19 protein-coding genes are annotated in these 25,556 nt (G+C 70.8%); 14 read left to right on the forward strand and 5 right to left on the reverse strand.

Going from position 1 to position 25,556, the window contains the following annotated elements; translation table 11 throughout:
• The first annotated feature begins 164 nt into the window (after positions 1-164).
• The 4 genes from ACF08B_RS12720 to ACF08B_RS12735 all read left to right on the forward strand — a co-directional run bounded on the left by ACF08B_RS12720 (position 165) and on the right by ACF08B_RS12735 (position 6,972).
• Entirely contained in the window at positions 165-1,637 is a 1,473-nt protein-coding gene (locus ACF08B_RS12720) for a diaminobutyrate--2-oxoglutarate transaminase family protein (RefSeq protein WP_392317342.1), read from the forward strand.
• 257 nt (positions 1,638-1,894) lie between these two features.
• Positions 1,895-3,925 (forward strand): IucA/IucC family protein, encoded by a 2,031-nt coding sequence (locus tag ACF08B_RS12725; protein ID WP_392317343.1) that lies wholly within the window; start codon positions 1,895-1,897, stop codon positions 3,923-3,925.
• Positions 3,926-4,005: 80 nt separating this feature from the next.
• Positions 4,006-4,776, forward strand: coding sequence for a GNAT family N-acetyltransferase (locus ACF08B_RS12730; RefSeq protein ID WP_392317344.1), 771 nt, complete (start codon positions 4,006-4,008; stop codon positions 4,774-4,776).
• 204 nt (positions 4,777-4,980) lie between these two features.
• Positions 4,981-6,972 carry an ATP-dependent DNA helicase gene (locus tag ACF08B_RS12735; RefSeq protein WP_392317345.1) on the forward strand — a complete coding sequence of 664 codons (1,992 nt, stop codon included), beginning with the start codon at positions 4,981-4,983 and terminating at the stop codon, positions 6,970-6,972.
• Positions 6,973-7,133: 161 nt separating this feature from the next.
• Here the strand turns inward: ACF08B_RS12735 and lexA are convergent, their stop codons facing one another.
• Positions 7,134-7,913: a transcriptional repressor LexA gene (gene lexA / locus ACF08B_RS12740; protein ID WP_093474133.1), complete on the reverse strand. Its 780-nt coding sequence runs from the start codon at positions 7,911-7,913 to the stop codon at positions 7,134-7,136.
• Between the two features lie 587 nt (positions 7,914-8,500).
• Here lexA and nrdR point away from each other — a divergent pair.
• Both nrdR and ACF08B_RS12750 read left to right on the forward strand, forming a co-directional pair.
• Complete coding sequence (gene nrdR, locus ACF08B_RS12745) at positions 8,501-9,049, forward strand: transcriptional regulator NrdR (protein ID WP_392317346.1); 549 nt, start codon at positions 8,501-8,503, stop codon at positions 9,047-9,049.
• A 166-nt stretch (positions 9,050-9,215) separates the two neighbouring features.
• On the forward strand, positions 9,216-12,110 hold the full coding sequence (locus ACF08B_RS12750) for a vitamin B12-dependent ribonucleotide reductase (protein ID WP_392317347.1): 2,895 nt from the start codon (positions 9,216-9,218) through the stop codon (positions 12,108-12,110).
• Between the two features lie 93 nt (positions 12,111-12,203).
• On the opposite strand, the gene ACF08B_RS12755 is transcribed toward ACF08B_RS12750, so the two are convergent.
• On the reverse strand, positions 12,204-12,737 hold the full coding sequence (locus ACF08B_RS12755; RefSeq protein WP_392317348.1) for a TerD family protein: 534 nt from the start codon (positions 12,735-12,737) through the stop codon (positions 12,204-12,206).
• A 152-nt stretch (positions 12,738-12,889) separates the two neighbouring features.
• On the opposite strand from ACF08B_RS12755, the gene ACF08B_RS12760 reads away from it, so the two are divergent.
• The 3 genes from ACF08B_RS12760 (at position 12,890) to ACF08B_RS12770 (ending at position 15,224) form a co-directional block, all read left to right on the forward strand.
• Positions 12,890-13,495: a YdbC family protein gene (locus ACF08B_RS12760; protein WP_093474129.1), complete on the forward strand. Its 606-nt coding sequence runs from the start codon at positions 12,890-12,892 to the stop codon at positions 13,493-13,495.
• Between the two features lie 151 nt (positions 13,496-13,646).
• Positions 13,647-14,306, forward strand: a complete 660-nt coding sequence (locus ACF08B_RS12765) for a histidine phosphatase family protein (RefSeq protein WP_392317349.1) — start codon at positions 13,647-13,649, stop codon at positions 14,304-14,306.
• Positions 14,307-14,318: 12 nt separating this feature from the next.
• Complete coding sequence (locus ACF08B_RS12770; RefSeq protein ID WP_093474124.1) at positions 14,319-15,224, forward strand: ADP-ribosylglycohydrolase family protein; 906 nt, start codon at positions 14,319-14,321, stop codon at positions 15,222-15,224.
• A gap of 381 nt (positions 15,225-15,605) precedes the next feature.
• Here the strand turns inward: ACF08B_RS12770 and ACF08B_RS12775 are convergent, their stop codons facing one another.
• Positions 15,606-17,153: an MFS transporter gene (locus ACF08B_RS12775; protein WP_392317350.1), complete on the reverse strand. Its 1,548-nt coding sequence runs from the start codon at positions 17,151-17,153 to the stop codon at positions 15,606-15,608.
• Between the two features lie 191 nt (positions 17,154-17,344).
• Here ACF08B_RS12775 and ACF08B_RS12780 point away from each other — a divergent pair, with 191 nt between their 5' ends.
• From ACF08B_RS12780 to ACF08B_RS12790, 3 genes are all read left to right on the forward strand, one after another.
• A complete protein-coding gene (locus ACF08B_RS12780; protein WP_392317351.1) occupies positions 17,345-17,968 on the forward strand; it encodes a TetR/AcrR family transcriptional regulator in 624 nt (207 codons plus the stop codon).
• A gap of 81 nt (positions 17,969-18,049) precedes the next feature.
• On the forward strand, positions 18,050-18,751 hold the full coding sequence (locus tag ACF08B_RS12785; RefSeq protein WP_392317352.1) for a ribonuclease HII: 702 nt from the start codon (positions 18,050-18,052) through the stop codon (positions 18,749-18,751).
• A gap of 68 nt (positions 18,752-18,819) precedes the next feature.
• Complete coding sequence (locus ACF08B_RS12790) at positions 18,820-19,455, forward strand: hypothetical protein (protein ID WP_392317353.1); 636 nt, start codon at positions 18,820-18,822, stop codon at positions 19,453-19,455.
• A gap of 431 nt (positions 19,456-19,886) precedes the next feature.
• Here ACF08B_RS12790 and ACF08B_RS12795 read toward each other — a convergent pair whose 3' ends face one another.
• Both ACF08B_RS12795 and ACF08B_RS12800 read right to left on the reverse strand, forming a co-directional pair.
• Entirely contained in the window at positions 19,887-20,507 is a 621-nt protein-coding gene (locus tag ACF08B_RS12795; RefSeq protein ID WP_093474117.1) for a hypothetical protein, read from the reverse strand.
• Between the two features lie 266 nt (positions 20,508-20,773).
• On the reverse strand, positions 20,774-22,939 hold the full coding sequence (locus ACF08B_RS12800) for a RecQ family ATP-dependent DNA helicase (RefSeq protein WP_392317354.1): 2,166 nt from the start codon (positions 22,937-22,939) through the stop codon (positions 20,774-20,776).
• Positions 22,940-23,081: 142 nt separating this feature from the next.
• Between ACF08B_RS12800 and ACF08B_RS12805 the strand changes: the two genes are divergently transcribed.
• Together ACF08B_RS12805 and ACF08B_RS12810 are read left to right on the forward strand one after the other, a co-directional pair.
• Complete coding sequence (locus ACF08B_RS12805; RefSeq protein ID WP_392317355.1) at positions 23,082-24,671, forward strand: DUF4192 domain-containing protein; 1,590 nt, start codon at positions 23,082-23,084, stop codon at positions 24,669-24,671.
• Between the two features lie 79 nt (positions 24,672-24,750).
• Positions 24,751-25,509, forward strand: coding sequence for an NUDIX domain-containing protein (locus tag ACF08B_RS12810; protein WP_392317356.1), 759 nt, complete (start codon positions 24,751-24,753; stop codon positions 25,507-25,509).
• Positions 25,510-25,556: the final 47 nt, after the last annotated feature.

The following is a 25,556-nucleotide window of genomic DNA, read 5'->3' on the forward strand; positions in this document are numbered from 1 at the left end:
ATCACCACGCCGTTCCGGAGGGCGGACCTGAAGTCCGGCGAAAATGACTTCGAATCAGGCCGTAACCCGTAGAGCGGTCGGCGGTTGTAGCGGTGGGGGGCCCGCTGCCCAAGTCCGGTCCCCGCCATCAACACGCCTCTGAACAGCGGGGAGGACAACGAGCTGTGTCCGTTACGGAGTCGGTGGCCGAAGGGCTGCCCGGACGAGCGCCGGCCGTGCACGAGGGGATCCTGCGGCGTCAGTCGGCGCGCGAATCCTCGGCGCGCACCTACGCCCGGGCGCTGCCCATCGTGCCGGTCAGGGCACGAGGACTCACCATCGAGGGCGCCGACGGCCGTCGTTACCTCGACTGCCTCTCCGGCGCCGGCACCCTCGCCCTCGGCCACAACCACCCCGTGGTCCTGGAAGCCGTCCGCAGGGTCCTCGACTCCGGCGCCCCCCTCTCCGTCCTCGACCTCGCGACCCCGGTGAAGGACGCCTTCATCACCGAGCTCTTCCGCACGCTGCCGCCCGGCCTCGCCGGACGCGCCCGCGTCCAGTTCTGCGGCCCGGCCGGCACGGACGCCGTCGAGGCCGCCCTGAAACTGGTCCGGGTCGCTACCGGCCGTACCGGAATCCTCGCCTTCACCGGCGCCTACCACGGCATGACCGCAGGCGCGCTGGCCGCCTCCGGCGGCGCCCCCGACGTCCAGGTGACCCGTCTGCCCTATCCGCAGGACTACCGCTGCCCCTTCGGTATCGGCGGCCCGCGCGGCGCCGAGACCGCCGCCCGATGGACCGAGTCCCTTCTCGACGACCCCAAGTCGGGCGTCCCGCTGCCCGCCGGGATGATCCTCGAACCCGTCCAGGGGGAGGGCGGGGTGATCCCCGCACCGGACGACTGGCTGCGCCGTATGCGCCGGGTCACCCAGGACCGGTCCATCCCGCTGATCGCCGACGAGGTCCAGACCGGAGTAGGCAGAACCGGCGCCTTCTGGGCCGTCGACCACAGCGGCGTCACCCCGGACGTCATGGTGCTGTCCAAGGCCATCGGCGGCAGCCTCCCCCTGGCCGTGATCGTCTACCGCGACGATCTCGACGTCTGGCAACCCGGAGCCCACGCGGGCACCTTCCGTGGCAACCAGCTCGCCATGGCCGCCGGCACCGCCACCCTCACCCACGTCCGCGAGAACGGCCTCGCCGCCCGGGCCGCCGACCTCGGCTCCCGCATGCTGACCCGGCTCCGCGACGACCTCGGTCACTTCGTGTGCGTGGGGGAGGTGCGGGGCCGAGGGCTGATGATCGGCGTCGAGCTCGTCGACCCGGAGGCGGACGGCTCCGCCCCGGACCCTGTGTCCGTGACCGCCGGCCCGTCCTCGGCACCGAGCGGGCCGGAGTCCACCCGCACCCCGCGCCCGGCAGCGCCGGCTCTCGCGGCGGCCGTACAACGGGAGTGCCTGCAACGGGGGTTGATCGTCGAACTCGGCGGCCGTCACTCCGCCGTGGTCCGGCTGCTCCCTCCGCTGACGATCAGCGACGAGCAGGCGGCAGCGGTCCTGGACCGCCTGTCCGACGCGGTGGCGGCGGTGGCCCGCGACCACACCCACCACGATCCACGTCACCGCCGAGACCACGGCCCGGCCCGGCGCACCGGCTGAGGACCGGGCACACCCCGTGGGCACGGGCCCCGCCCGCGGGGATTGTGCCTCCGCACACCCTCACCCCTCCAGGAACGTCCAGCCCGACACCGAAATCCCGTGACAACTCCGCTGCCATCCCGCTCACGCCCGCCCGCCGCCGGCCGACGCGGCCCCCGACTCCGCCGTGCCGGCGGTCACCTCTGCCGGGGACGCCGACCGAGCGGACGACAGGTATGGCCCGGCATCGGCACGTCCCCGCATCCCGAGGAGCCGTCATGACCGACACCCCCAACCCGGACGGCCGCTCCGGTGCTCCCGACGAGCAGGGAGACTCCGGCGCCCCGAACTCTCCCGTCCCGCTCGCCGAGTCGGTGCCCCAGCAGAAACGGCGGAGCGTGTCACCGACGCGAGTCACGGAACCCGGCACCGATCCGCTGGAGGATCCCGATCCCGTCACCGCCGCTCAAGCCGCCGCCGTGGAGAACCTTCTGCGGTGCTGGGTACGCGAGACCGACCTCGCCGCCCCCACGACCGGCACCCTCCTCGTTCCGCTGCCCGCCAGCGGCGTCTCCCTGACCGTCCCGGTCCGCTACTGGTCCCTCACCGGATGGCACCGATTCGGACCACCCCGACTCACCGGCGCACCGCCGACCGCCCCTCCCGTCGACGCCGTCACCCTCGCGGCGCTCCTCACCCGGGAGGCCTCGTGGACCTCGGACTCCACGCCCCCGGGTCCGAGCGCCTCCACGGCGGCGGCATCCTCGCCCGTGACGCTTCCCTCCGCGGTCGCGGTGGGCCGGCCCTCCCCGTCCGGCCCCTCCGCGGGGGGCCACGGAGACGGTGGCGACCTCGTGGCCAGGGTGGCCGACTCCCTCCACCGCACCGCGACCTTCCTCGGCGACCGGCGCGCACGCCCCGCCGACACCCCCGACCTCTTCCTCGACGCCGAGCAGGCCCTCCTCCTCGGACACCCCCTGCACCCGACCCCCAAGAGCCGGGAAGGCCTGACCGAGGCCGAAGCCCGCCGCTACTCACCCGAACTACGCGGCTCCTTCCCCCTGCACTGGATGGCCGTCGCCCCCTCTCTGCTCGCCACCGACTCGGCCTGGACCGAGCGCGGCCGTCCCGTCCGCGCCGGCCACCTCACGCGACGCCTCGCCGGCACCGCTCTGCCGCTGCCCGACGGCTACGCCGCCCTGCCCCTGCACCCGTGGCAGGCGCGCGAGGCACGGCACGACACACGCGTCGCGGCACTGCTCGACGCCGGACTGCTCCACGACCTCGGGCCCATCGGCCTCGCCTGGCACCCCACCTCCTCCGTGCGAACCGTCCACCGGACCGGGGCGTCCGCGATGCTCAAACTGTCGCTGGGCCTGCGCATCACCAACTCCCGGCGCGAGAACCTCCGCAAGGAGCTGCACCGCGGAGTCGAGGTGCACCGGCTGCTCCGCACGGGCCTGCTCAAGCAGTGGCAGGCCGTACACCCCGGCTTCGACATCGTCCGCGACCCGGCCTGGCTCGCCGTCGACGACCGGGACGGACGGCCCGTACCCGGACTCGACGCGCTGCTCAGGCACAACCCGTTCGCCCCGACCGACGACGTCGCCTGCGTGGCAGGACTCGTCTCGCCCCGGCCGCACCCCGAGCCGGACACCGACTCGCCGTCGCCTCACCCCGCCGGAACCATGCGGTCCCGGCTCGCCCTGCTCATGGCACGGCTTGCCGCACGCACCGGGCGCCCCGTCGCAGCCGTCGCGGCGGAGTGGTTCCTGCGCTACCTGGAACAAGTCGTCCGCCCCGTGCTCTGGCTGGACAGCGAGGCCGGCATCGCCCTCGAGGCCCACCAGCAGAACACCCTGGTCCTGCTGGACCGCGACGGGTGGCCCGCAGGCGGCCGCTACCGCGACAACCAGGGGTACTACTTCCGCGAGTCCCGGCGAGCCGAACTGGCCGCCCGGCTGCCCGGCATCGGCGAACACAGCGACACCTTCGTCCCGGACGAGGTCACCGACGAACGCTTCGTCTACTACCTCGCCGTCAACAACGTGCTGGGACTGATCGGCGCCTTCGGCTCACAGCATCTCGCCGACGAGCGTCTGCTGCTCGCGGCCTTCCGCCGCTTCCTCACCGACCTCCTCTCGGGCCCCGGCGCACCGCGCACCTCCCTGCCCGGCCTCCTGCTCGACTCACCTGTCCTGCGCTGCAAGGCCAACCTGCTCACCCGGCTGCACGGCCTCGACGAACTCGTCGGCCCGGTCGACACCCAGTCCGTCTACGTGACCATCGCCAACCCCCTCCAGTCCTGAGCCGCTGCCCACCGACGAACCGCCCCGCTTCCCGCACTTCCGAGGACCATGACCCACTCCATCTCCTGAGAGGAGCGCCCGTGCCTCCCACCGACGCGAACGCCGACCGGGGATCCGCCCCCGCCGACCCGGGCCGCACCGGCCCCCGAGCCGTATCCGCCCGCACCAGGGCCGCCGTGTTCAGCCGGTTCGCCGTCGAGGACGACGACGCGGACAGCGAGGACACCCTGGACCTGCACCTCCCATCCGAGTTCGTCGCTCTCTTCACCGCCGGAACGCCCGGCCTCCTCGACCGGCTCCACACCTGGGGGCCGGCCGACACCCCCGTCGGCTCCTTCCATCTGGTGCCCGTGCGCGTCGAACGCGACCTGCCGCTGATCCACGGCTGGATGAACGACCCGGCCGTCGCTCACTTCTGGGACCTGGCCGGACCCCGGAAGCGGATCGAGGACCACCTGCGGACCCAGCTCGACGGCGACGGACGCAGCGTGCCGTGTCTGGGCGCGCTGGACGGCACCCCGATGAGCTACTGGGAGATCTACCGGGCGGACCTGGATCCGCTGGCCCGCCGCTATCCGGCCCGACCGCACGACACCGGGATCCACCTCCTCGTCGGCAGCGCCGAGGACCGCGGGCGGGGGCTGGGGTCCACCCTGCTCAGGGCCGTGGCCGACCTCATCCTCGACCGGCGTCCCGCGTGCGCGCGTGTCGTGGCGGAACCCGATCTCCGCAACACCCCCTCCATCGCCGCGTTCCTGGGCGCCGGCTTCCGGTACGCGGCCGAGGTCGACCTGCCCGACAAACGGGCCGCCCTCATGGTCCGGGACCGGAATCTGCGCGGTGTGCTGTAGCGCCGTGTGATGACCCACGCACCTGCGGTGCAACGGCCCGCTCGCCCCTCCGTACGGTCCGCTCGTCCCGTTCCGCCAGTTCCCCTCGCTCGCCCCGTTCCCGCCGCCCCACCCGTCCCCTCCCAGGAGCCCGGCCGTGATCCCGCCCCCTCTCCTCACCGTGCTCGCCCGTTTGTCAGTGCCGGGCCGTAGGGTGGTCGGGCTATGACGAAGCCCTCACTCCCCGAACTCCTCCATGCCGCCGTCACCGCCGTCGGCGGCACGGAGCGCCCCGGCCAGGTGACCATGGCCGAAGCGGTCGCCGAGGTGATCGACGACGGATCCCATCTCCTGGTGCAGGCCGGCACCGGCACCGGTAAGTCGCTGGGCTACCTCGTGCCCGCGCTCGCGCACGGAGAAAGAGTGATCGTCGCGACCGCCACCCTCGCCCTGCAGCGCCAGCTGGTGGAGCGGGACCTGCCACGCACGGTCGACGCGCTCCACCCCCTGCTGCGCCGGCGCCCGGACTTCGCCATGCTCAAGGGCCGGTCGAACTACCTGTGCCTGCACCGCCTCCACGAGGGCATGCCGCAGGACGAGGAAGAGGGTCTCTTCGACCAGTTCGAGGCCGCCGCGCCCACCAGCAAGCTGGGCCAGGACCTGCTGCGGCTGCGGGACTGGGCGGACGAGACCGAGAGCGGTGACCGGGACGACCTCACCCCGGGCGTCTCGGACCGGGCCTGGGCCCAGGTGTCGGTGTCGTCGCGGGAGTGCCTCGGGGCGTCGAAGTGCGCGTACGGCGCCGAGTGCTTCGCTGAGATGGCCCGGGAGCGCGCCAAGCTCGCCGAGGTCGTGGTCACCAACCATGCCCTGCTCGCCATCGACGCCATCGAGGGCGCCCCGGTGCTGCCCCAGCACGAGGTGCTGATCGTCGACGAGGCGCACGAACTCGTCTCCCGGGTCACGGGCGTCGCCACGGGCGAACTCACCCCCGGTCAGGTCAACCGGGCCGTGCGCCGTGCCGCCAAGCTCGTCAACGAGAAGGCCGCCGACCAGCTCCAGACCGCCGCGGAGGGCTTCGAGCGGCTGATGGAACTGGCGCTGCCGGGCCGGCTCGAGGAGATCCCGGAGGATCTCGGCTATGCGCTGATGGCGTTGCGCGATGCCGCTCGTACGGTGATCTCCGCGATCGGTGCGACGCGCGACAAGTCGGTCCAGGACGAGGACGCGGTCCGCAAGCAGGCGCTGGCCTCGGTGGAGTCGGTGCACGACGTGGCGGAACGAGTCGTGAACGGCTCGGAGTGGGACGTCGTCTGGTACGAGCGCCACGACCGCTTCGGTGCCTCCCTGCGGGTCGCGCCCATGTCGGTCTCGGGGCTGCTGAGGGAGAAGCTGTTCGCCGACCGCAGCGTCGTCCTCACGTCGGCGACCCTGAAGCTGGGCGGTGACTTCAACGGCGTGGGCGCCTCCCTGGGGCTCGGCCCGGAGGGGACGGAGGGCGAGGACCTGCCGCAGTGGAAGGGCGTCGACGTCGGCTCGCCCTTTGACTACCGCAAGCAGGGCATCCTGTACGTCGCCAAGCATCTGGCGCGCCCCGCGCGAGACGGCGACCGCGGTGACATGCTCGACGAGCTGACCGAGCTGATCCAGGCGGCGGGCGGCCGCACTCTGGGGCTGTTCTCGTCCATGCGGGCCGCCCAGCTCGCGGCGGAGGAGCTGCGCTCCCGGATTCCCGAGTTCCCGATCCTGCTGCAGGGCGAGGAGACGCTCGGCGAGCTGATCAAGAACTTCGCGGCCGATCCGCAGACCTGTCTCTTCGGCACGCTGTCGTTGTGGCAGGGTGTCGACGTCCCGGGGCCCAGCTGCCAGCTGGTCGTCATGGACAAGATCCCGTTCCCGCGCCCCGACGACCCGCTGATGAGCGCGCGCCAGAAGGCGGTGGAGGACGCGGGGGGCAACGGCTTCATGGCGGTGGCCGCCACGCACGCGGCCCTGCTGATGGCCCAGGGCGCCGGCCGTCTCGTACGCGCGTCCGGGGATCGGGGTGTGGTCGCCGTACTGGATCAGCGCCTTGCCACCGCGCGGTACGGCAGCTATCTGAAGGCGTCACTGCCGGACTTCTGGTTCACCACGGACCGTAACCAGGTCCGCAAGTCGCTGTCCGCGATCGACGCGGCGGCGAAGGCGTCCGAAGCGGAGCAGATGGCGGCCCAGTGATCGAAAGGTGGCCTGACCGGAAGACGGTCTGGCCACCTCTCGCACGACCGCCCGGCAGTGCCCGAGTGCGCGGTGTGCCGAAAAACGTGGGCCCCGGAACCGGCGCAGGGGTTCCGGGGCCCGGTCAGGGAGCAGGCCGACAGGCCCGTCCGCCGCAGCGGTCACACACGCCGCAGCACGGCGACGACCTTGCCGAGGATGGTCGCGTCGTCGCCCGGGATCGGCTCGTAGGCCGCGTTGTGCGGGAGGAGCCAGACGTGGCCGTCCTCGCGCTTGAAGCGCTTCACGGTGGCCTCGCCGTCGAGCATGGCCGCGACGATGTCGCCGTTCTCGGCGACGGGCTGGCGGCGGACGGTGACCCAGTCGCCGTCGCAGATCGCGGCCTCGATCATGGAGTCGCCGACGACCTTGAGGACGAACAGCTCGCCGTCACCGACGAGCTGGCGGGGGAGGGGGAAGACGTCCTCGACGGACTCCTCCGCGAGGATGGGGCCACCGGCGGCGATACGGCCGACCAGGGGGACGTAGGACGCGGCGGGCTTGCCGGCGGTGTCCGTGGGCTGCACCGTCACGGCCTGGTCCGAGCCGCGCACCTCGTAGGCGCGCGGGCGGTGCGGGTCGCGGCGCAGGAAGCCCTTGCGCTCCAGTGCCATCAGCTGGTGTGCGACCGAGGACGTGCTGGAGAGCCCTACGGCCTGGCCGATCTCACGCATCGACGGCGGGTATCCCCGTCGCTGGACGGAGTCGCGGATGACCTCGATCACCCGGCGTTGCCGGTCGGTGAGTCCTGAGCTGTCGGCCCGGATGCCTGGAGGTCGTCCCGGCAGGGAGCGCTTGTGTCCCTCGGGATTCGTGGCTTCGTTCATCGCGTGTACCGGCTCGACTCGGCCCTGGGGGCGGTCCTGGGCAGTGATGGTGGCACTGTCTGCGGTGGTGGTCACGTCGGCCCCTCTCGATGGTCTCCCTGCTGGACAACGGTAGTTGCTTTCGAAAGGTTGCGCCAAACACACGTTCGAGTGAAAAAGTGAGGTTCACCTGACGCGATCACGTGCCTGGGTGTATGGCTAACGCGGTGCCCCACGGGTGGAAGCGCCCGTTGTTGTACTGTTCACCGCCGGGATTCCGGCCTCGTGAGCCGTGCCCCAGTCTGCCATCCGGAGCCTCGTCGACCGGGACCCGGGCCCGTTCTGTGCCGGAGTCCCACGCGTCCTCCGTGCGGCGCCCACGGTATCTCCGTAAGCACCACAGAGATACGGTGCTGCGTCCGCGTGTTCGGGTGAGTCGCGGGCGGGTACCCGCGTCCAGGGCCGGGCGCGTGCGCGTGGCCGGCCCGCCTTCCACGACACGCGAGTCTGCCTCTGTGTATGAGCCAAGCCCCACATCTAGTGGTTGGATGGCTACAGCAGCCCACAAGTTGTGGTCCCCCGGGTCTGAGAAGGCTCCGCGATCGCCTATGCTTAGGGCTGCTTCGCGGGGCCCATGGGGTCTGACGAGGCTTTTGAGTCTGCTGTGAGGAGGGTTGGAGATCATGCACTGCCCCTTCTGCAGGCACCCCGACAGCCGTGTGGTCGACAGTCGTACGACCGACGACGGCACGTCGATCCGCAGGCGCCGCCAGTGCCCCGACTGCTCCCGTCGTTTCACGACCGTGGAGACGTGCTCGCTCATGGTGGTGAAGCGGTCCGGAGTCACCGAGCCCTTCAGTCGTACCAAGGTCATCAACGGCGTGCGCAAGGCATGTCAGGGGCGGCCTGTCACCGAGGACGCACTCGCCCAGCTCGGCCAGCGGGTCGAGGAGGCGGTGCGGGCCACCGGAAGCGCCGAGCTGACCACCCACGACGTGGGTCTGGCCATACTCGGCCCGTTGCAGGAACTCGACCTCGTCGCATATCTGCGATTCGCCTCGGTCTATCGGGCGTTCGACTCGCTCGACGACTTCGAGGCCGCGATCGCGGAGCTGAGGGAGGCGACGCGGGACCCCGCCGCGGACGGCGACGCGCGGGCGGGGAGCCAGGAAGACGATCGCGGGCGCGGCGGGACGACTCAGGTCCCCGTGCCCGTCAACGCCGCCGACTGACCGGCGGGCCGGAAACCGGGAGGAGACCCGGGTTCCGGCCGGAAGGCGGCGACCCAAGACCTGTTGCGGGCGGCAGCTGAGGATGCCCGCGACACAAGACAGAACACCGTGCCACGGGAACAAACGGGGCACTTCAGGGCGTTTTTTGCCCGTATAGGGAGGCGGCATGACAGAGACGGCGAGCGGTCCGGCACGAGGTTCCCGAGCCAAGGGCACCAAGGCCACGAAGGGCCTGCGTATCGAGCGCATCCACACCACCCCCGGCGTGCACCCGTACGACGAGGTGGCCTGGGAGCGCCGTGACGTCGTCATGACCAACTGGCGCGACGGCTCGGTCAACTTCGAGCAGCGTGGCGTCGAGTTCCCCGACTTCTGGTCGGTGAACGCGGTCAACATCGTCACCAGCAAGTACTTCCGGGGCGCCGTGGGCACCCCGCAGCGCGAGGTCAGCCTCAGGCAGCTGATCGACCGCATCGTGAAGACGTACCGGAAGGCCGGCGAGGACTACAAGTACTTCGCGTCGCCCGCCGACGCCGAGATCTTCGAGCACGAGCTGGCGTACGCCCTCCTGCACCAGATCTTCAGCTTCAACAGCCCCGTCTGGTTCAACGTGGGCACCCCGCAGCCCCAGCAGGTCTCCGCCTGCTTCATCCTGTCCGTCGACGACTCCATGGAGTCGATCCTCGACTGGTACAAGGAAGAGGGCATGATCTTCAAGGGCGGCTCCGGCGCCGGCCTGAACCTCTCCCGCATCCGCTCCTCCAAGGAGTTGCTCTCCTCCGGCGGCAACGCCTCCGGCCCCGTCTCCTTCATGCGCGGCGCCGACGCCTCCGCCGGCACCATCAAGTCCGGTGGCGCCACCCGCCGTGCCGCCAAGATGGTCGTGCTCGACGTCGACCACCCCGACATCGAGGACTTCATCCAGACGAAGGTCAGCGAGGAGGAGAAGATCCGCGTCCTGCGCGACGCGGGCTTCGACATGGACCTGGGCGGCGACGACATCACGTCCGTCCAGTACCAGAACGCCAACAACTCGGTCCGCGTGAACGACGAGTTCATGACCGCGGTCGAGAAGGGCACCGACTTCGGCCTGCGCGCCCGCATGACCGGTGAGGTCATCGAGGAGGTCGACGCCAAGGCGCTCTTCCGCAAGATCGCCGAGGCCGCGTGGGCCTGCGCCGACCCGGGCATCCAGTACGACGACACCATCAACAACTGGCACACCTGCCCCGAGTCCGGCCGGATCACCGCGTCGAACCCGTGCAGCGAGTACATGCACCTGGACAACACGTCCTGCAACCTGGCCTCGCTGAACCTGATGAAGTTCCTGAAGGACGACGGCAAGGGCAGCCAGTCCTTCGAGACCGAGCGTTTCCAGAAGGTCGTCGAGCTGGTCATCACCGCGATGGACATCTCGATCTGCTTCGCGGACTTCCCGACCCAGAAGATCGGTGAGAACACGCGCGCGTTCCGCCAGCTCGGCATCGGCTACGCCAACCTCGGCGCCCTGCTGATGGCGACCGGCCACGCGTACGACTCCGACGGCGGCCGTACCCTCGCCGGCGCCATCACCTCCCTGATGACGGGTACGGCCTACCGCCGCTCCGCCGAACTGGCCTCGGTCGTCGGCCCGTACGACGGCTACGCCCGCAACGCCGACGCCCACAAGCGCGTCATGAAGCAGCACTCCGACGCCAACGGCACGGCCGTCCGCATGGACGACCTGGACACCCCGGTGTGGGCCGCCGCCACGGAGGCCTGGCAGGACGTACTGCGGCTCGGTGAGAAGAACGGTTTCCGTAACTCCCAGGCGTCCGTGCTCGCCCCGACCGGCACCATCGGTCTCGCGATGTCCTGCGACACCACCGGTGTCGAGCCCGACCTCGCCCTGGTGAAGTTCAAGAAGCTCGTCGGCGGCGGCTCGATGCAGATCGTCAACGGCACCGTCCCGCAGGCCCTGCGCCGCCTGGGCTACCAGGAGGAGCAGATCGAGGCGATCGTCGCCCACATCGCCGAGCACGGCAATGTGATCGACGCCCCCGGTCTCAAGCCGGCGCACTACGAGGTGTTCGACTGCGCCATGGGCGAGCGCGCCATCTCCCCGATGGGCCACGTCCGCATGATGGCCGCGATCCAGCCGTGGATCTCCGGTGCCATCTCCAAGACGGTCAACATGCCGGAGACGGCGACCGTCGAGGAGGTCGAGGAGATCTACTACGAGGCCTGGAAGCTCGGCGTCAAGGCGCTCGCGATCTACCGCGACAACTGCAAGGTCGGCCAGCCGCTCTCCGCCAAGAAGAAGGAGGACGAGAAGGCCGAGATCACCGAAAAGGCCGAGGACACGATCCGTGCCGCGGTCGAGAAGGTGGTCGAGTACCGCCCGGTCCGCAAGCGCCTCCCGAAGGGCCGCCCCGGTATCACCACGTCCTTCACGGTCGGCGGTGCCGAGGGCTACATGACCGCCAACTCCTACCCGGACGACGGACTCGGCGAGGTCTTCCTGAAGATGTCCAAGCAGGGCTCCACCCTGGCGGGCATGATGGACGCCTTCTCCATCGCCGTCTCGGTCGGTCTGCAGTACGGCGTGCCGCTGGAGACGTACGTCTCGAAGTTCACCAACATGCGCTTCGAGCCGGCCGGCATGACGGACGACCCGGACGTGCGGATGGCGCAGTCGATCGTCGACTACATCTTCCGCCGCCTGGCGCTGGACTTCCTGCCCTTCGAGACCCGTTCCGCGCTCGGCATCCACTCCGCCGAGGAGCGCCAGCGGCACCTGGAGACCGGCTCCTACGAGCCGGCCGACGACGAGGTCGACGTCGAGGGCCTGGCCCAGTCGGCGCCGCGCACCCAGGAGCTGAAGGCGGTCGCCGCGCCGAAGGCCGAGGCCGAGGTGGCCAAGCCCGCTCCGAAGCAGGCGCACACCAGCGCCGAGCTGGTGGAGATGCAGCTGGGCATCCAGGCGGACGCTCCGCTCTGCTTCTCCTGCGGCACGAAGATGCAGCGGGCCGGTTCCTGCTACATCTGCGAGGGCTGCGGCTCGACCAGCGGCTGCAGCTGACGACTGACGGACCTCCGTAGGGGGTCCTGCAGTATGGGGCGCCGGCACGTGCCGGCGCCCCATACTTATGTGCGGGTGCGTGCTGGGCGGTCCTCAGGAACGGTGTGCCCTGCCCATGACCTGGATGAAGCCCGCGGGGTCCTCGTCGAAGCCGTGGACCCCGCCGTGGAACGTCCACTCGCCCGAGCCGTCCCGGACGAACTCGGCGATCACCGCCGCCGTGGCATCCGGGACCGAGCCGAAGTCGTCCTCGGCGAGGACGGTGTAGCCCTCGCGGATCCGCATGGCCGGCCCCAGGACGTCGGTGAACGTCCGGTGCGCGAGCTGCTGCTGGATGACGACGCCGACCACCACGCGCGCGTAGCGGTCGGCGAGACGGTCGAGTTCGAGCGTCATGGCCTCGTCCCAGCCGAAGCCCTTGCCGTCCTTGCTGTCCCGGTCGAGGTAGATGGTGCCGTCCGGCGAGCGGCTGTCGAAGTGCACCAGATAGGCCGGAAAGCCGTACGCGTCGCCCGACTCGAAGGTCCCGGCGACGATGTCGAGATCGGTGGGCGGCTGACCCGTCGGACTGGGGTCCCACTTGAGCGCGACCTCGATCTTGCGGATTCCCTTGCTGAAGCCGGTCACCGGGCGTTCCTTCCCCCCTGAAGATCTTCTTCTCCCAACTCCCGCGGAGTCAGGGCATCTTGTCCATCGTGCCATGCGCGCGGGAGCGTATGCGCGGGCGATCTCGGCCGGAGCGTGACCGGCGCCACGTCCGCTGGCCTTACGATGGCGCGGTGCTGGTCAAGTGGATTCGCTGCACCGTGGTGGACCGCCGCGGCTTCGAGCGCGGGCAGCGGAAATGGGCGGGGCTTCTGGGGGAGCCGGGTTTTCGGGGACAGGGCGGAGGCTGGAGCCGGCAGCGGCAGGGTGTGGCGCACATCTTCGCCTTCTGGGAAAGCCGTGCCTTCTACGACTCCTTCATGGCCCGCTCCCACGACCGCCTGGCGTCCGCCCAGTCCGGCTCGTTCACGGATCCGCAGGTCAAGCTGTTCGAGTACCGCTTCGACGTGAAGACGGGCTTCGAGCCGCGGTTCACCGACGCCGATCTGATCCGGGTGGCCCTGTGCCGGGTGAACGAAGAGCGGGTCGAGCACTTCACGCTCATGCAGGAGAAGGTCTGGAATCCCGCGATGGCCGGTTCGCCGGGCATGATCCGCGGCATGTTCGCCGAGGCGCCCGCACAGGAGTTCATGATCCTGTCGATGTGGCGGTCGGCGGCCGAGCACGGCAAGTACCGCACCGAGCGGGTGGAGCGCCTGGCCCTGCGTGCCCAGACGGAGGCGGACATAGCGGCGCTGTCGGGTGACATCGTGGAGCTGGAACCGTCCTGGACGGTCTGAGTGCGAGGGGAGAAGGTCCGGAAAACAAATGCACTGTCCGGGTCGCCTCAGCACTCCCCGGCGACGGCCTCGGACGAGAAAACATGTGATCTGCGCCGTACGGGGCCGGTACGAGTGCATGACTCCCTCCCACTCGATCTAGGGTTTTGGCATGGCACGACCACGGCGCATCGTCCTTGTCCGGCACGGCGAGTCAACCGGCAACATTGACGACTCCGTGTACGAACGCGAACCCGACCACGCGCTCGCGCTGACCGAGCGCGGCCGGCGACAGGCCGAGGAGACCGGAAAGGCGCTCCGGGAGGTCTTCGGCCAGGAGCGCGTGAGCGTGTACGTCTCTCCGTACCGCCGTACGCACGACACGCTCGGTGCCTTCCACCTCGACCCCGACCGCATACGGGTGCGTGAGGAGCCCAGGCTGCGCGAGCAGGACTGGGGCAACTGGCAGGACCGCGACGACGTACGCCTCCAGAAGGCCTACCGCGACGCCTACGGCCACTTCTTCTTCCGGTTCCCGCAGGGGGAGTCCGGCGCCGACGTGTACGACCGGGTCGGCGGCTTCCTGGAGAGCCTCTTCCGCAGCTTCGAGGACCCGGACCATCCGCCCAACGTGCTCCTGGTGACCCACGGGCTCGCGATGCGGCTGTTCTGCATGCGCTGGTTCCACTGGACGGTGGCGGAATTCGAGTCCCTGTCGAATCCCGGGAACGCCGAGATGCGGATGCTCGTTCTCGGGGAGGACGGCAGGTACACACTCGACAGGCCCTTCGAGCGCTGGCGGGAGCCGGTGCCGTACTGGGTCACCGGATAGAGTGGCAGTGCGATGACCGCTGACTCCTCTTCCCTCGGGCGCCTCGAGCGCGCTCTGGCGAGCCTGCGCGGACTGGCCGTGGGGGACGCCCTGGGCTCCCAGTACTTTGTCCCGGCGAACTACCCCCTGCTGAAGCGCCGCGAGCTGCCTGCGGGCCCCTGGCAGTGGACGGACGACACGGAGATGGCCTGCTCCGTGGTCGCCGTCCTCGCCGCCCACCAGCGCGTCGACCAGGACGCGCTGGCCCGCTCCTTCGCCGAGCACCACGACTTCGACCGGGGATACGGCCCTGCCGTCAACCGGCTGCTGCGCCTCGTCCGGGAGGGCGAGGACTGGCGTGAGCTGGCCGCCGCGCTGTTCAACGGACAGGGGTCCTGGGGCAACGGTGCGGCGATGCGCATCGCCCCGCTGGGCGCCTGGTACGCGGACGATCCGGAGCAGGCGACCCACCAGGCCGAGATCTCGGCCTACCCCACGCACCAGCACCGGGAGGCCGTGGTCGGCGCCATGGCCGTCGCCGCGGCCGCCGCGCTGGCCGGCTCGCCGGACGGGCCGCCCACGCCCGACGCGCTGCTCGACGGTGTCATCGCTCTGGTGCCCAAGAGCGCGGTCGGTCAGGGCCTCCGCCGTGCTCGGGACATGCTCGACTACGCCGACGCGGGTACGGTCGCGGCGGTCCTGGGGTGCGGCCGGCGCACCACCGCCCACGACACGGTGCCCTTCGCTCTCTGGTCCGCCGCGCGGAGCCTCGGTGACTTCGAGAAGGCGTTCTGGACGACCGCCCAGGTGGGCGGGGACGTGGACACCACCTGCGCGATCATGGGCGGGGTGCTCGCCTCCGGGAAGGCGGGGACGCCGCCCACGGAGTGGGTGGAGCGGACCGAGGCGCTGCCGGACTGGGTGCCTGCGGGGTTCTGACGCTTCCTGCGCCGGATCGCCTGTCCGGGGGCCGGGCCGGGCCGGGCCGAGGACGGGGGCACGGCTGACTCGGCTGCCCTGTCGTGCGGTGTGAACTCTCCGTGCTCGACGGGAACTCTCTGTCACTGTCGCCCGTTCTTCCGGTACACGCCGCATGTCCGGTCGTCCGGTGTCGATGTGGCGAGGCGACGGGTGCGGTGCGGCGAGGACCGGAGGGGGTGTGCGATGGCTTGCGGCGAGTGGTCGAGGCTGGTCCTGCTCCCCATGCCGGCAGTGGCTCTGCTGTGGTCGTGGTTCGTCGCGGTGCGGCCGGCCGGACCGCCGTGCGTGCCGGCTGTTCGTCGGCGGCTGTCCGTCCGGCCGCGTGCGGCGGGGGGTGGGTCAGCCGATCCCCGGGCCCGCGACGCCGGCGAGGGAGTCGAGATCGCTCTTACGGACCTTGATCACCAGCCAGGCCGTGAGGAACGCCAGCACGGCCATCGCCGCGGCCGGGACGAAGGCGGTCGATATGCCGTGGGCGAGGACCTCGTGGCCCCAGGGTGCGGGCAACTGGTGCGTCCTGGCGAACTGCGCCTGCTGCTCGGGCGAGCCCTCGGTGAGGAACCGGGGCACCTGCTTCTTCGTCTCGTCCTTGGCGGCCGAGCCGAAGACGGTCGTCAGGATCGACAGTCCGAGCGAACCACCCACCTGCTGCATGGCGTTGAGCAGCCCGGAGGCCGCGCCCGCTTCGTGCTGGGCGACACCGGAGACCGCGGTCACGGTGACCGTCACGAAGATCAGGCCCATGCCGAAACCGAAGACGAGCATCGGGCCCAGCACGCCGTCGAGGTAGGAGCTGTCGGGCCGGATGAAGGACTGCCAGACCAGCCCGACCGTCACGAGCGCCGAGCCGGCCATCATGAACGGCTTCGGGCCGAGTGCCGGCAGGAAACGCTGGGAGAGGCCCGCGCCGACGGCGATCGCCACCGTCACGGGGAGGAAGGCCAGCCCGGCCTTGATGGCGCTGTAACCCAGCACGTTCTGCACGAACAGCACGATGTAGAAGAACATGCCGAACATCGCCGCAGCCAGGCTCAGCATGATCACGTACGTGCCCCAGCGGTTGCGGTCGGTGAACATCCTGAGCGGAGTGATCGGCTCTTTCGCCCGCATCTCGGTGAAGACGAAGGCGAACAGCAGCAGCACGGCGACGCCGAACGAACCGAGCGTGAGATCGTCCCGCCAGCCTTCCTCGGCGGCGCGGATGAAGCCGTAGACGAGCAGCGCCATGCCTGCCGTCGAGGTCAGCGCTCCCGTGATGTCGAAGCGTCCCGGGTGCCGTTCGGACTCGTTGATGTACAGCGGTGCGAGCGACGCGATGAGCACGCCGATGGGCACGTTGACGAAGAGCACCCACCGCCAGTCGAGCCAGTCGGTGAGCATTCCGCCCGCGAGCAGACCGATGGCCCCGCCGCCCGCGGACACGGCCGCGAAGACGCCGAAGGCCCTGTTGCGTTCGGGGCCTTCGGGGAAGGTGGTGGTGATCAGCGCGAGAGAGGTGGGCGACGCGATCGCGCCCCCCACGCCCTGCAGGGCTCGTGCGGCCAGCAACTGCCAGGGTTCCTGGGCCAGGCCGCCCAGCAGCGAGGCGAACGTGAACAGCAGGATGCCGGTCATGAACACCCGGCGTCGGCCGAGGATGTCACCGGCTCGCGCACCGAGCAGCAGCAGACCGCCGAAGGTGAGCGTGTAGGCGCTGACCACCCAAGTGAGGTCGGTCGTGCTGAACTTGAGCGCGGCTTGAATGTGCGGGAGCGCGATGTTCACAATCGTCGCGTCGAGTACCACCATGAGTTGGCAGGCCGCGATGACGGTGAGTGCGATGCCGGGATGACCCTCCCGGCGGGCCACGCCCGGTTTCTGGTCCTTGAGCAGCTGAGAGGTCGTCACTATGGGTCCCCCATACAGGCTTTAGTGAACGCTCGCGTGCACTACGGCGTCCACGGTAGTGAGTCCCCGCTAGTGAACGCAAGCGTTCACTTAAGTTCGTGCGCCCCGTATCGCGTCCCCCTCTGCTGCCGCGCGGCGCCCGATCCGATCCCCGTAACCCCCCGCTCCCCATGCATGCTGGAGAAACACAGATGGTTACCTCGCGCCGGGCGGCCGAACCCGCCAGGGCGTCTTCACCTCGCAGGCGCGGCGCGGTACTGGAGCGCGCGATCCTGGACGCCGCCCTGGAGCAGCTCGGCGAGGTCGGCTGGAAGGGTCTGACCATGGAGGGCGTCGCGGCCGGCGCCCAGACCGGCAAGGCGGCCGTCTACCGCCGGTGGCCCTCCAAGGAGGACCTCGTCGCGGACGCCCTGCAGAGCGGCCTGCCTCGGGTCGAGGCGGCCCCGGACCTCGGCAGTGTCCGCGAAGACCTCCTCACCCTGTGCCTCCAGGTGCGGCGGGTCATGTTCTCGGCTCCCGGCGCAGCGCTGCGCGCGGTCATTCACGAGTGCGATCAAATGCAGGCGGAGCGCTTTCAGGACGTGATCGTCGGAGGCGTGGTGGAGCCTACCGTCAAGCTGCTCCGCGAAGTCGTCGTCCGCGGAATAGAGCGAGGAGAGGTGCGTCCGGACGCGGCCAACGGCTATGTCTTCGACGCCATCCCGGCCATGATGATGTACCGATCCAAGGTGTGCGCGAGCGAATGGAGCGACCAGGAGCTCGAGGAGATGATCGACCAGCTGATGCTCCCGCTGCTGCGTCCTCACGGGTGCTGACCGGCCTCACCGACGATCTTGGCCGATATCGGCAGACCGGGGTGTCGCGGGCCGATCCCGGCGGCGTACGCTAAGGGCGCCATGCCGTACGAACCGCCTACCCACACCGTCGAGCGCTCCCTGCGCGCCACGACCGGAGCGAAGGTCATCGCCGGTGTTGACGAGGTGGGGCGCGGTGCCTGGGCCGGCCCTGTCACCGTCTGCGCCGCGATCACCGGACTGCGCCGGGCTCCCGACGGCCTGACCGACTCCAAGCTCCTGACGGTCCGGCGCCGTACGGAACTGGCCGAGATACTGCGGACGTGGGTGACCGCCTATGCCCTCGGGCATGCTTCCCACGACGAGATCGACAGCCTGGGGATGACCGCCGCGCTGCGACTTGCGGCGGTCCGCGCCCTGGACGCCCTGCCGGTTCGTCCTGACGCCGTGATCCTCGACGGAAAGCACGATTACCTCGGTGCTCCCTGGCAGGTCCGCACGGTGATCAAGGGCGACCGGTCGTGCGTGGCCGTCGCGGCGGCGTCGGTGATCGCGAAGGTTCAGCGCGACAAAATGATGGCCGAACTGGGTATCGACCATGCAGACTTCGGATTTGCGGACAACGCCGGGTATCCGTCGCCCGTGCACAAGGCCGCACTCGAGGAGCGGGGGCCCACCCCGTACCACCGCTTGTCATGGGCGTATCTTGATGCGCTGCCCCAGTGGCGGCACCTCAAGAAGGCCCGTAGCTGGGCGGATGGAAGCGTTCCGGAAATCGAGGGCCAGCTCGGCTTCGATTTCTGACGCTTCCGCTCGCACTGATGTGCCCCCCGGTCGTCCGTGCCGCACCAACGTTTGATAAATATCAGCTCATGCCTCTCATTCCCGAGGAGCCTCAGATTCACGAGAGTGCCCAGGGTCCCCGCGTCGCTCCGGCCAGTGGCCGTACCGCGCCGACCCCTCGCCCCGTACCCGGCCCCCGCCCCGCGGCGCCGCCCCGCCCCGGTCGTCCCGGCCCCCTGCGGCCCGCGACGCCGGCGCAGCGCACGCCGCGTGACGTGGCGGCTCCGGTCAAGCCGAGCCCGTCCGGCCCGGCCGCTACCGCCGCCCCCGCGGCGACCCCCCAGATCCAGCTGATCCCAGCTTCCGCGGAGGGCGCGCTCGACGCGGCCGAAGAAGCGGTGGACCTTCTCCTGGACTCGGGCCGTGCCCCCGGCGACGTGCTCGTGATCACCACGGGTGCCCGGCACCCGTGGGCCGATCACGAGCTGTCCTTCGGCGAAACCTCCTACTGGGCGCAGCACGACGCCGGTGATGACGTCTTCTACACGGACGCCACCATCGCCTCCCGTGCCGCGACCCGCCCCGTGGTCGTCGTGGCTGTCAACGGGGGCCCCGCTGACGCCGCTGCCATCGCCCTTCCGTTGGCCCACTCCCGGGCCGGTGCGCTGTTGATCGTCTGCGGCGACCCGCAGCAGATCAACTCGGTGCTGGGCGCCGGCGTCTGAGCCGCGTCCGGTACCCCGGGGCACCGGGGTGGCGTAGGGAGCCGCGTCGTCGGTATCCGCACGGTGCGGCTTTTGGCGTGCCCTGATGGCGGGCGGCCGCCCCGGTCGGGGCGGCTCTCCGGCAGCTCAGGGTGGGGCAGCGGGATCGGGCTGATCGGCCCGACCGGCCGCGCCACCGTCCGCCGGGGCCGTGACGCGCACACGGCGGTCCATGCAAGCCGACGGCATCGGCCAGTGGTGCGCGGCCGGTGGGCGCGTTCAGCCGACCTGAAGACGATCTCCAAGACGTTGGATGCTGATGCTGAACGGACCCTGTCGCCCGGGACTCGTCGGAGTCGTCGTAGCAACTGCCCTCTTGCGTGAGCTGCAAGCCCTGCGCGGTCGGCGGGCGCTGACAGTTCTGCGGATGTCCCGCCCCGAAGCCCGACGGCTCAGCGGGCCGCGGCGCGGCGCAGGACCTCCGAGACCGGACCGCCGGTACGTGGCGCGAGCGGCGGGACCTCCGACATGGCGAAGGGCTCCGGTGCGGAGTGGGCGTTGGGCCGGCGTCCGCCGCGTCCTTCGCCGAGCACCTGCCAGCCGTCCTGTGTCAGGGTGATGTACGCCCCGCAGCGCAGCCCGTGCAGCGTGCAGGCGTCGCGCAGCCCCCACATCCAGGCGCCGTCCTCCTCGGTCCAACGCGCGTCGCCGTCACGGCAGTAGAGCAGTACGGCCGTGCGCACGGGTGAGCGGCGCCGCAGGTCGTGCGGAATGACCCGGCGCAGCTGGGACAGGAGCGCGTTGCGGAACATCCAGCCGTCGGCGGGCGCCGGGCGGCGTATGAACGAGGCGCTGGCGCACAGCCGTTCGTCCGGATCGAGTACGGCCACGATCGCCGTGCCCGGCTTCGGGTGATGGCGGGCGTGCAGCCCACTGACGACCTCACGGGGGTTGCGCAGCAGCGGGATCCCGGCGGCAGCCCACTCGGCGAGCTCGAGCAGGCGACTGGCGGAAGCAGCAGATGCGGACGTCGACAACGAGGCCGCCGAGGACGAGGCGAATCCGAAGGTCACGTTCCTCCCTTCGGCTACGCGCCCATACTGCGGGCGAGGTCGGATTCGGGGGAGCGCGCACCGCAGCGAAGCCCAACCGGAGCACGGGGGAGCCGTGCGGGAGCGGATCTCAATTCTTCCTGTCGAACTGGGATGCGGCAACGAGCAATTGGCGCCACCGCCTGTTATCGGGCGGTGCGGGGTTTATATCCCTACCCACAGCGTCGGCCCATGACGCCTGGGGCCTCCGGCCTGATCACGCTCGGCTGCCGTCGGTGGCCGGGCCGTCACCCTTGGACTGCTAGGACCAGCGGCAACACTCCTGTCGCGCCCGACCTTCTGAGCAGGCGTGCCGCGACCGCGAGGGTCCATCCCGTCTCCGTGAAGTCGTCGACCAGGAGGACGGGACCCGGAGCGTCGGCGAGCGCCGACGCCAGAGACGGCGGAACCGTCAGCGCACCGTCGAGAGCCTTGAGCCGCTGAGCGCTGTTGCTGCGCGGCATCCGCGGCGCGTCTCCGAGGTACTCGATGGAACCGAGCAGGGGAAGACGGCCGATCTCGGCGATGCGGGAGCCAAGGGAGTGGACCAGCTGCGGCCGGGTGCGCGAGGCGATGGTGACCACACCTGCCGGACGGGTCTGTGCCTCGGGTGCCCCCGGCGCCCAGCCGCCGGGCCCTCTGGCCCAGTCGGCGAGCACGTCGACCACGGCTCGCGCCACATCGTCCGGGACCGGTGCGTCCGGCGTCCGGGGAGCGAAGAGGGGACGCAGCCTGTTGCCCCACCCGATGTCCGACAATCGCCCCAGAGCCCGTCCCGGGGATGCCTGCTCACCTGCTGGGATACGCCCCTTGAGGGAGATACCCACGGCCGACAGACCGGTCGGCCACATACGGCGAGGCTCCACCTCGACCCCGGCACGGCCCAGATCGCTCCGCGCGGCGTCGAGCGCGGCCGTGGACATGTCCGCGGTGAAGCGCGGTCCCGCGCAGTTGTCGCAACGGCCGCACGGCTTGGCACCCTCGTCGTCCAACTGCCGCTGCAGGAACTCCATCCGGCACTCGTCGGTGGACGCGTACGAACGCATCGCCTGCTGCTCGGCCGTACGCTGACGGGCGACCCAGTCGTAGCGCTCGGCGTCGTACGACCACGGCTGCCCCGTCGCGACCCAGCCGCCCTTGACCCGATGCACCGCGCCGTCCACGTCGAGGACCTTCAGCATGGTCTCCAGCCGGGAGCGGCGCAGCTCCACCAGGGGCTCGAGCGCCGGCAGCGACAGTGGCCTGTCCGCCTGCGAGAGGACGTCGAGCGTGCGGCGGACGAGATCCTCGGAGGGAAACGCCAGGGAGGCGAAGTACTCCCAGATCGCCTCGTCCTCCCTGCCCGGCAGCAGCAGCACCTCGGCGTGTTCGACGCCACGGCCGGCCCGCCCCACCTGCTGGTAGTAGGCGATGGGGGAGGAGGGCGACCCCAGGTGGATCACGAAGCCGAGGTCGGGTTTGTCGAAACCCATGCCGAGCGCGGAGGTGGCGACCAACGCCTTGACCCGGTTGGCGATCAGATCGTCCTCGGCCTGCTGCCGTTCGGCGTTCTCCGTCTTGCCCGTGTACGACGCCACGACGTGCCCGCGCTGTCGCAGGAAGGCCGTGACCTCCTCGGCGGCGGCGACGGTGAGGGTGTAGACGATCCCGGACCCCGGCAGGTCGTCGAGATGGTCGGCCAGCCATGCCATGCGGTGCGCGGCGTCCGGCAGCCGCAGCACGCCGAGGCTGAGGCTCTCCCGGTTCAGCGGTCCGCGCAGCACCAGGGCGTCCGACGTGCCACCCGTGCCCAGCTGCTCGGCGACGTCCGCCGTGACCCGTGCGTTCGCCGTGGCCGTGGTGGCGAGTACGGGGACGCCGGGCGGGAGGTCACCGAGCATGGTGCGCAGCCGTCGGTAGTCGGGACGGAAGTCGTGGCCCCAGTCGGAGATGCAGTGGGCCTCGTCGACGACGAGCAGGCCGGTCGCGGCAGACAGCTTCGGCAGGACCTGGTCGCGGAAGTCGGGATTGTTGAGGCGCTCGGGACTCACGAGCAGGACGTCCACCTCGCCCGCGGCGATCTCGCCCTGGACGGCTTCCCATTCCTCGGTGTTGGCGGAGTTGATGGTCCGGGCGTGAATGCCGGCCCGGGCCGCGGCCTCCACCTGGTTGCGCATCAGTGCGAGCAGCGGCGACACGATCACCGTGGGCCCGCTTCCTTGCGCCCGCAGCAGAGAGGTCGCCACGAAGTACACGGCGGACTTGCCCCATCCCGTGCGCTGCACGACCAGGGCCCGGCGGCGGTCGGCGACCAGTGCCTCGATCGCCCGCCACTGGTCCTCGCGCAGCCGGGCCGCGCCCGTGTCGTCCCCGACGAGCCGGGCGAGGACGGTGTCGGCCTGCGCCCGGAGGTCCGTGTTGCTCGTGTGCTCCATGCGTTCCATACAACAGGACGGGACCGACAAGCGGGCGGCCGCGGCCCGTGACTGTGGACGACGCCGATCACCTTGTCGTGTCCCTGATTCGACTTATCCACAGGTCAAACCGGAATATCCATTTCCGCGGGATCGTCTGCGCATGGCGAATCACAGCGAAACGACCGGACCCTTCGACGACAGCGACATCCCGGGGCGCGAACCCTCGGCGGCAGCGTCCGCGCACGAGACGCAGGTGACCCTGCGTACCCCGGCGGAGCTGGCCGACGCACTGCCCTACCTGCTCGGCTACCGCCCCGAGGACAGCATGGTGCTGGTGGCCCTCCACGACCGCGAGGGGCGGGGCAGGTTCGGCGGCCGGGCCCGGCTGGGCATCCCGGCCGGCGAGGAGGACTGGCAGGCGGCCGCCCGACAACTCGCCCGCGGCCTCGTCGTCGGCAGCGAGCGACGCGGAGCCCGGCCCGAGCAGATGGTGGCCTACGTCTGTCAGGAACCGGCTCCCGGTGAATCCGGCCTGGACGTCAAACGGCGGCTCGAAGGGCTGGCCCATCGGCTGCGCACCGAGTGCGGAGACCTCGATGTGCCGGTCATCGAAGCGCTGTGCATCTCCGGCGGGCGCTTCTGGAGCTACTGCTGTCCGACCAAGGGCTGCTGCCCCGAGGACGGCTCGCCGATGGGCCTCCCCGGCACCTCCGTACTCGCCGCCGCGGCCACCTACGCCGGCATCCAGGTCCGCGGCACCTTGAGGGAACTGCGGGCGAGGCTCCAGCCCTGGGAGACCACGGCCGCCCTGGAGCAGGAGATCGCTCTCGACGCGGCCGGCATGTCCCTGGTGCCTCGCATTCTGGACGAGGCGAGCCGTGCGGCCGTCGCCGACGAGACCCTCGCCCTCGCCGAGCGGATCATCCGCCGCTTCGCCGCCGCGGCGCCCGTCACCGGCGCGCATCCGGCCGACCTGCGCGACGACGACCTGGTCGGACACGACGAGGCGGCAACGCTCATCCTCGGGCTCCAGGACCGGACGACACGCGATCGGGCGGCCGCATGGATGGAGGGCGACGAGGCCGGGCCGGCTCTCCGGCTCTGGCGTACCCTGGCCCGCCGCTGCGTCGGCCCCTATGGCGAGCACGCCGCCGCACCGCTGACCCTCGCCGGCTGGGTCGCGTGGTCGACGGGGGACGAACTGGAGGCCCGGGAGGCGCTGGCCATGGCGCTCGGCGCGGATCCCGACTACCTCTTCGCCCGGCTGCTGCACCAAGCCTGCAACGAGGGACTCGACCCGGAGGCCATCCGCCGCTGCCTCCGAGGGCAAGGCACGGAACGACACGCGGAACGCCCGGGGTGTACGCCGGCAAAACCCTCCGAGCACCCGGGGCCGGATGCGACAGAGCCGGCTCGGCCCGCTCCTGCGCGCATCGCACCCCCGGCCCCGCGTGCGGTCGCTCACCCGGCGGAAGAGCCGGGAGTGACGACGGGCGCGCGGACGGGTACACGACGACGCCGCCGAGTGCGGTCCGCCGACAGCGGCGACGGCCCGCGCACGGCTGGTGCGGCGAATGGACGGCGTCGGCCGACCGGCTCCGGTCCCGCTCCGCGGCGGTCGGCCACCGAAGCCTCACGTCCCGGCAGTCGCGGCGCGGGCGCCACGCGCATCCGTGCGGCGGACCCGGCGGAGGACGGGACCGGTGCGGCACGGGCGCGGAGGGACAACGGTGAGCAGGAGAGGAACTGATAACGGAACGAAGCGGAACCACCATTGATGCGGCCCAGAAGGGAGTGTTTATCGTCAGGCAGACGACTATGATCGCCGCATGCCCTACGACCCGTCAGCGTTTCCGCCCTTCGCCGTCACCGTGGACCTGGTCGTGCTGACCGTGCGCCGCCATGCCCTGTGCGCGCTGGCGGTACGCAGGGGCGAGCCCCCCTTCCAGGGGCGCTGGGCGCTGCCCGGCGGCTTCGTACGGGACGACGAGAACCTCTCCCAGGCGGCGGCGCGCGAGCTGGCCGAGGAGACCGGGCTGCACGCCCACGATGCCTCCGTCCCGGCCCAGGACAACGGAGCGCACCTCGAACAGCTCGCCACCTACGGCGACCCCAAGCGGGACCCGCGCATGCGGGTGGTCAGCGTCGCGCACCTCGCACTCGCGCCCGACCTGCCGGCGCCGCGCGCGGGTGGAGACGCGAGCAACGCGCGCTGGGCACCCGTCGAGGAACTGCTGCAGCAGGGCGGTTACGGCCGCGACGGAGAGCCGGTGGCGCCGCTCGCGTTCGACCATCACCAGATCCTCGCCGACGGGGTGGAGCGGGCCAGGTCCAAGATCGAGTACTCGTCGCTGGCCACGGCGTTCTGCCCGCCCGAATTCACCGTCGGAGAGCTGCGCCGGGTGTACGAGGCGGTCTGGGGTGTGGCCCTCGACCCGCGCAACTTCCACCGCAAGGTCACGGGTACCCCTGGCTTCCTGGTCCCCACAGGAGGTACGACCACCCGCCAGGGCGGCCGCCCGGCGCAGCTCTTCCGCGCCGGCGGAGCCACCCTGCTCAACCCGCCGATGCTGCGGCCCGAGGTCTGAGACGGACGGTGGCGTGGTTACCCGGGCGCCGCTGGGCAGTCCCTCGC

The organism is Streptomyces sp. NPDC015139 (assembly GCF_043079785.1).
GTDB classification, from domain to species: Bacteria; Actinomycetota; Actinomycetes; order Streptomycetales; family Streptomycetaceae; genus Streptomyces; species Streptomyces albidocamelliae.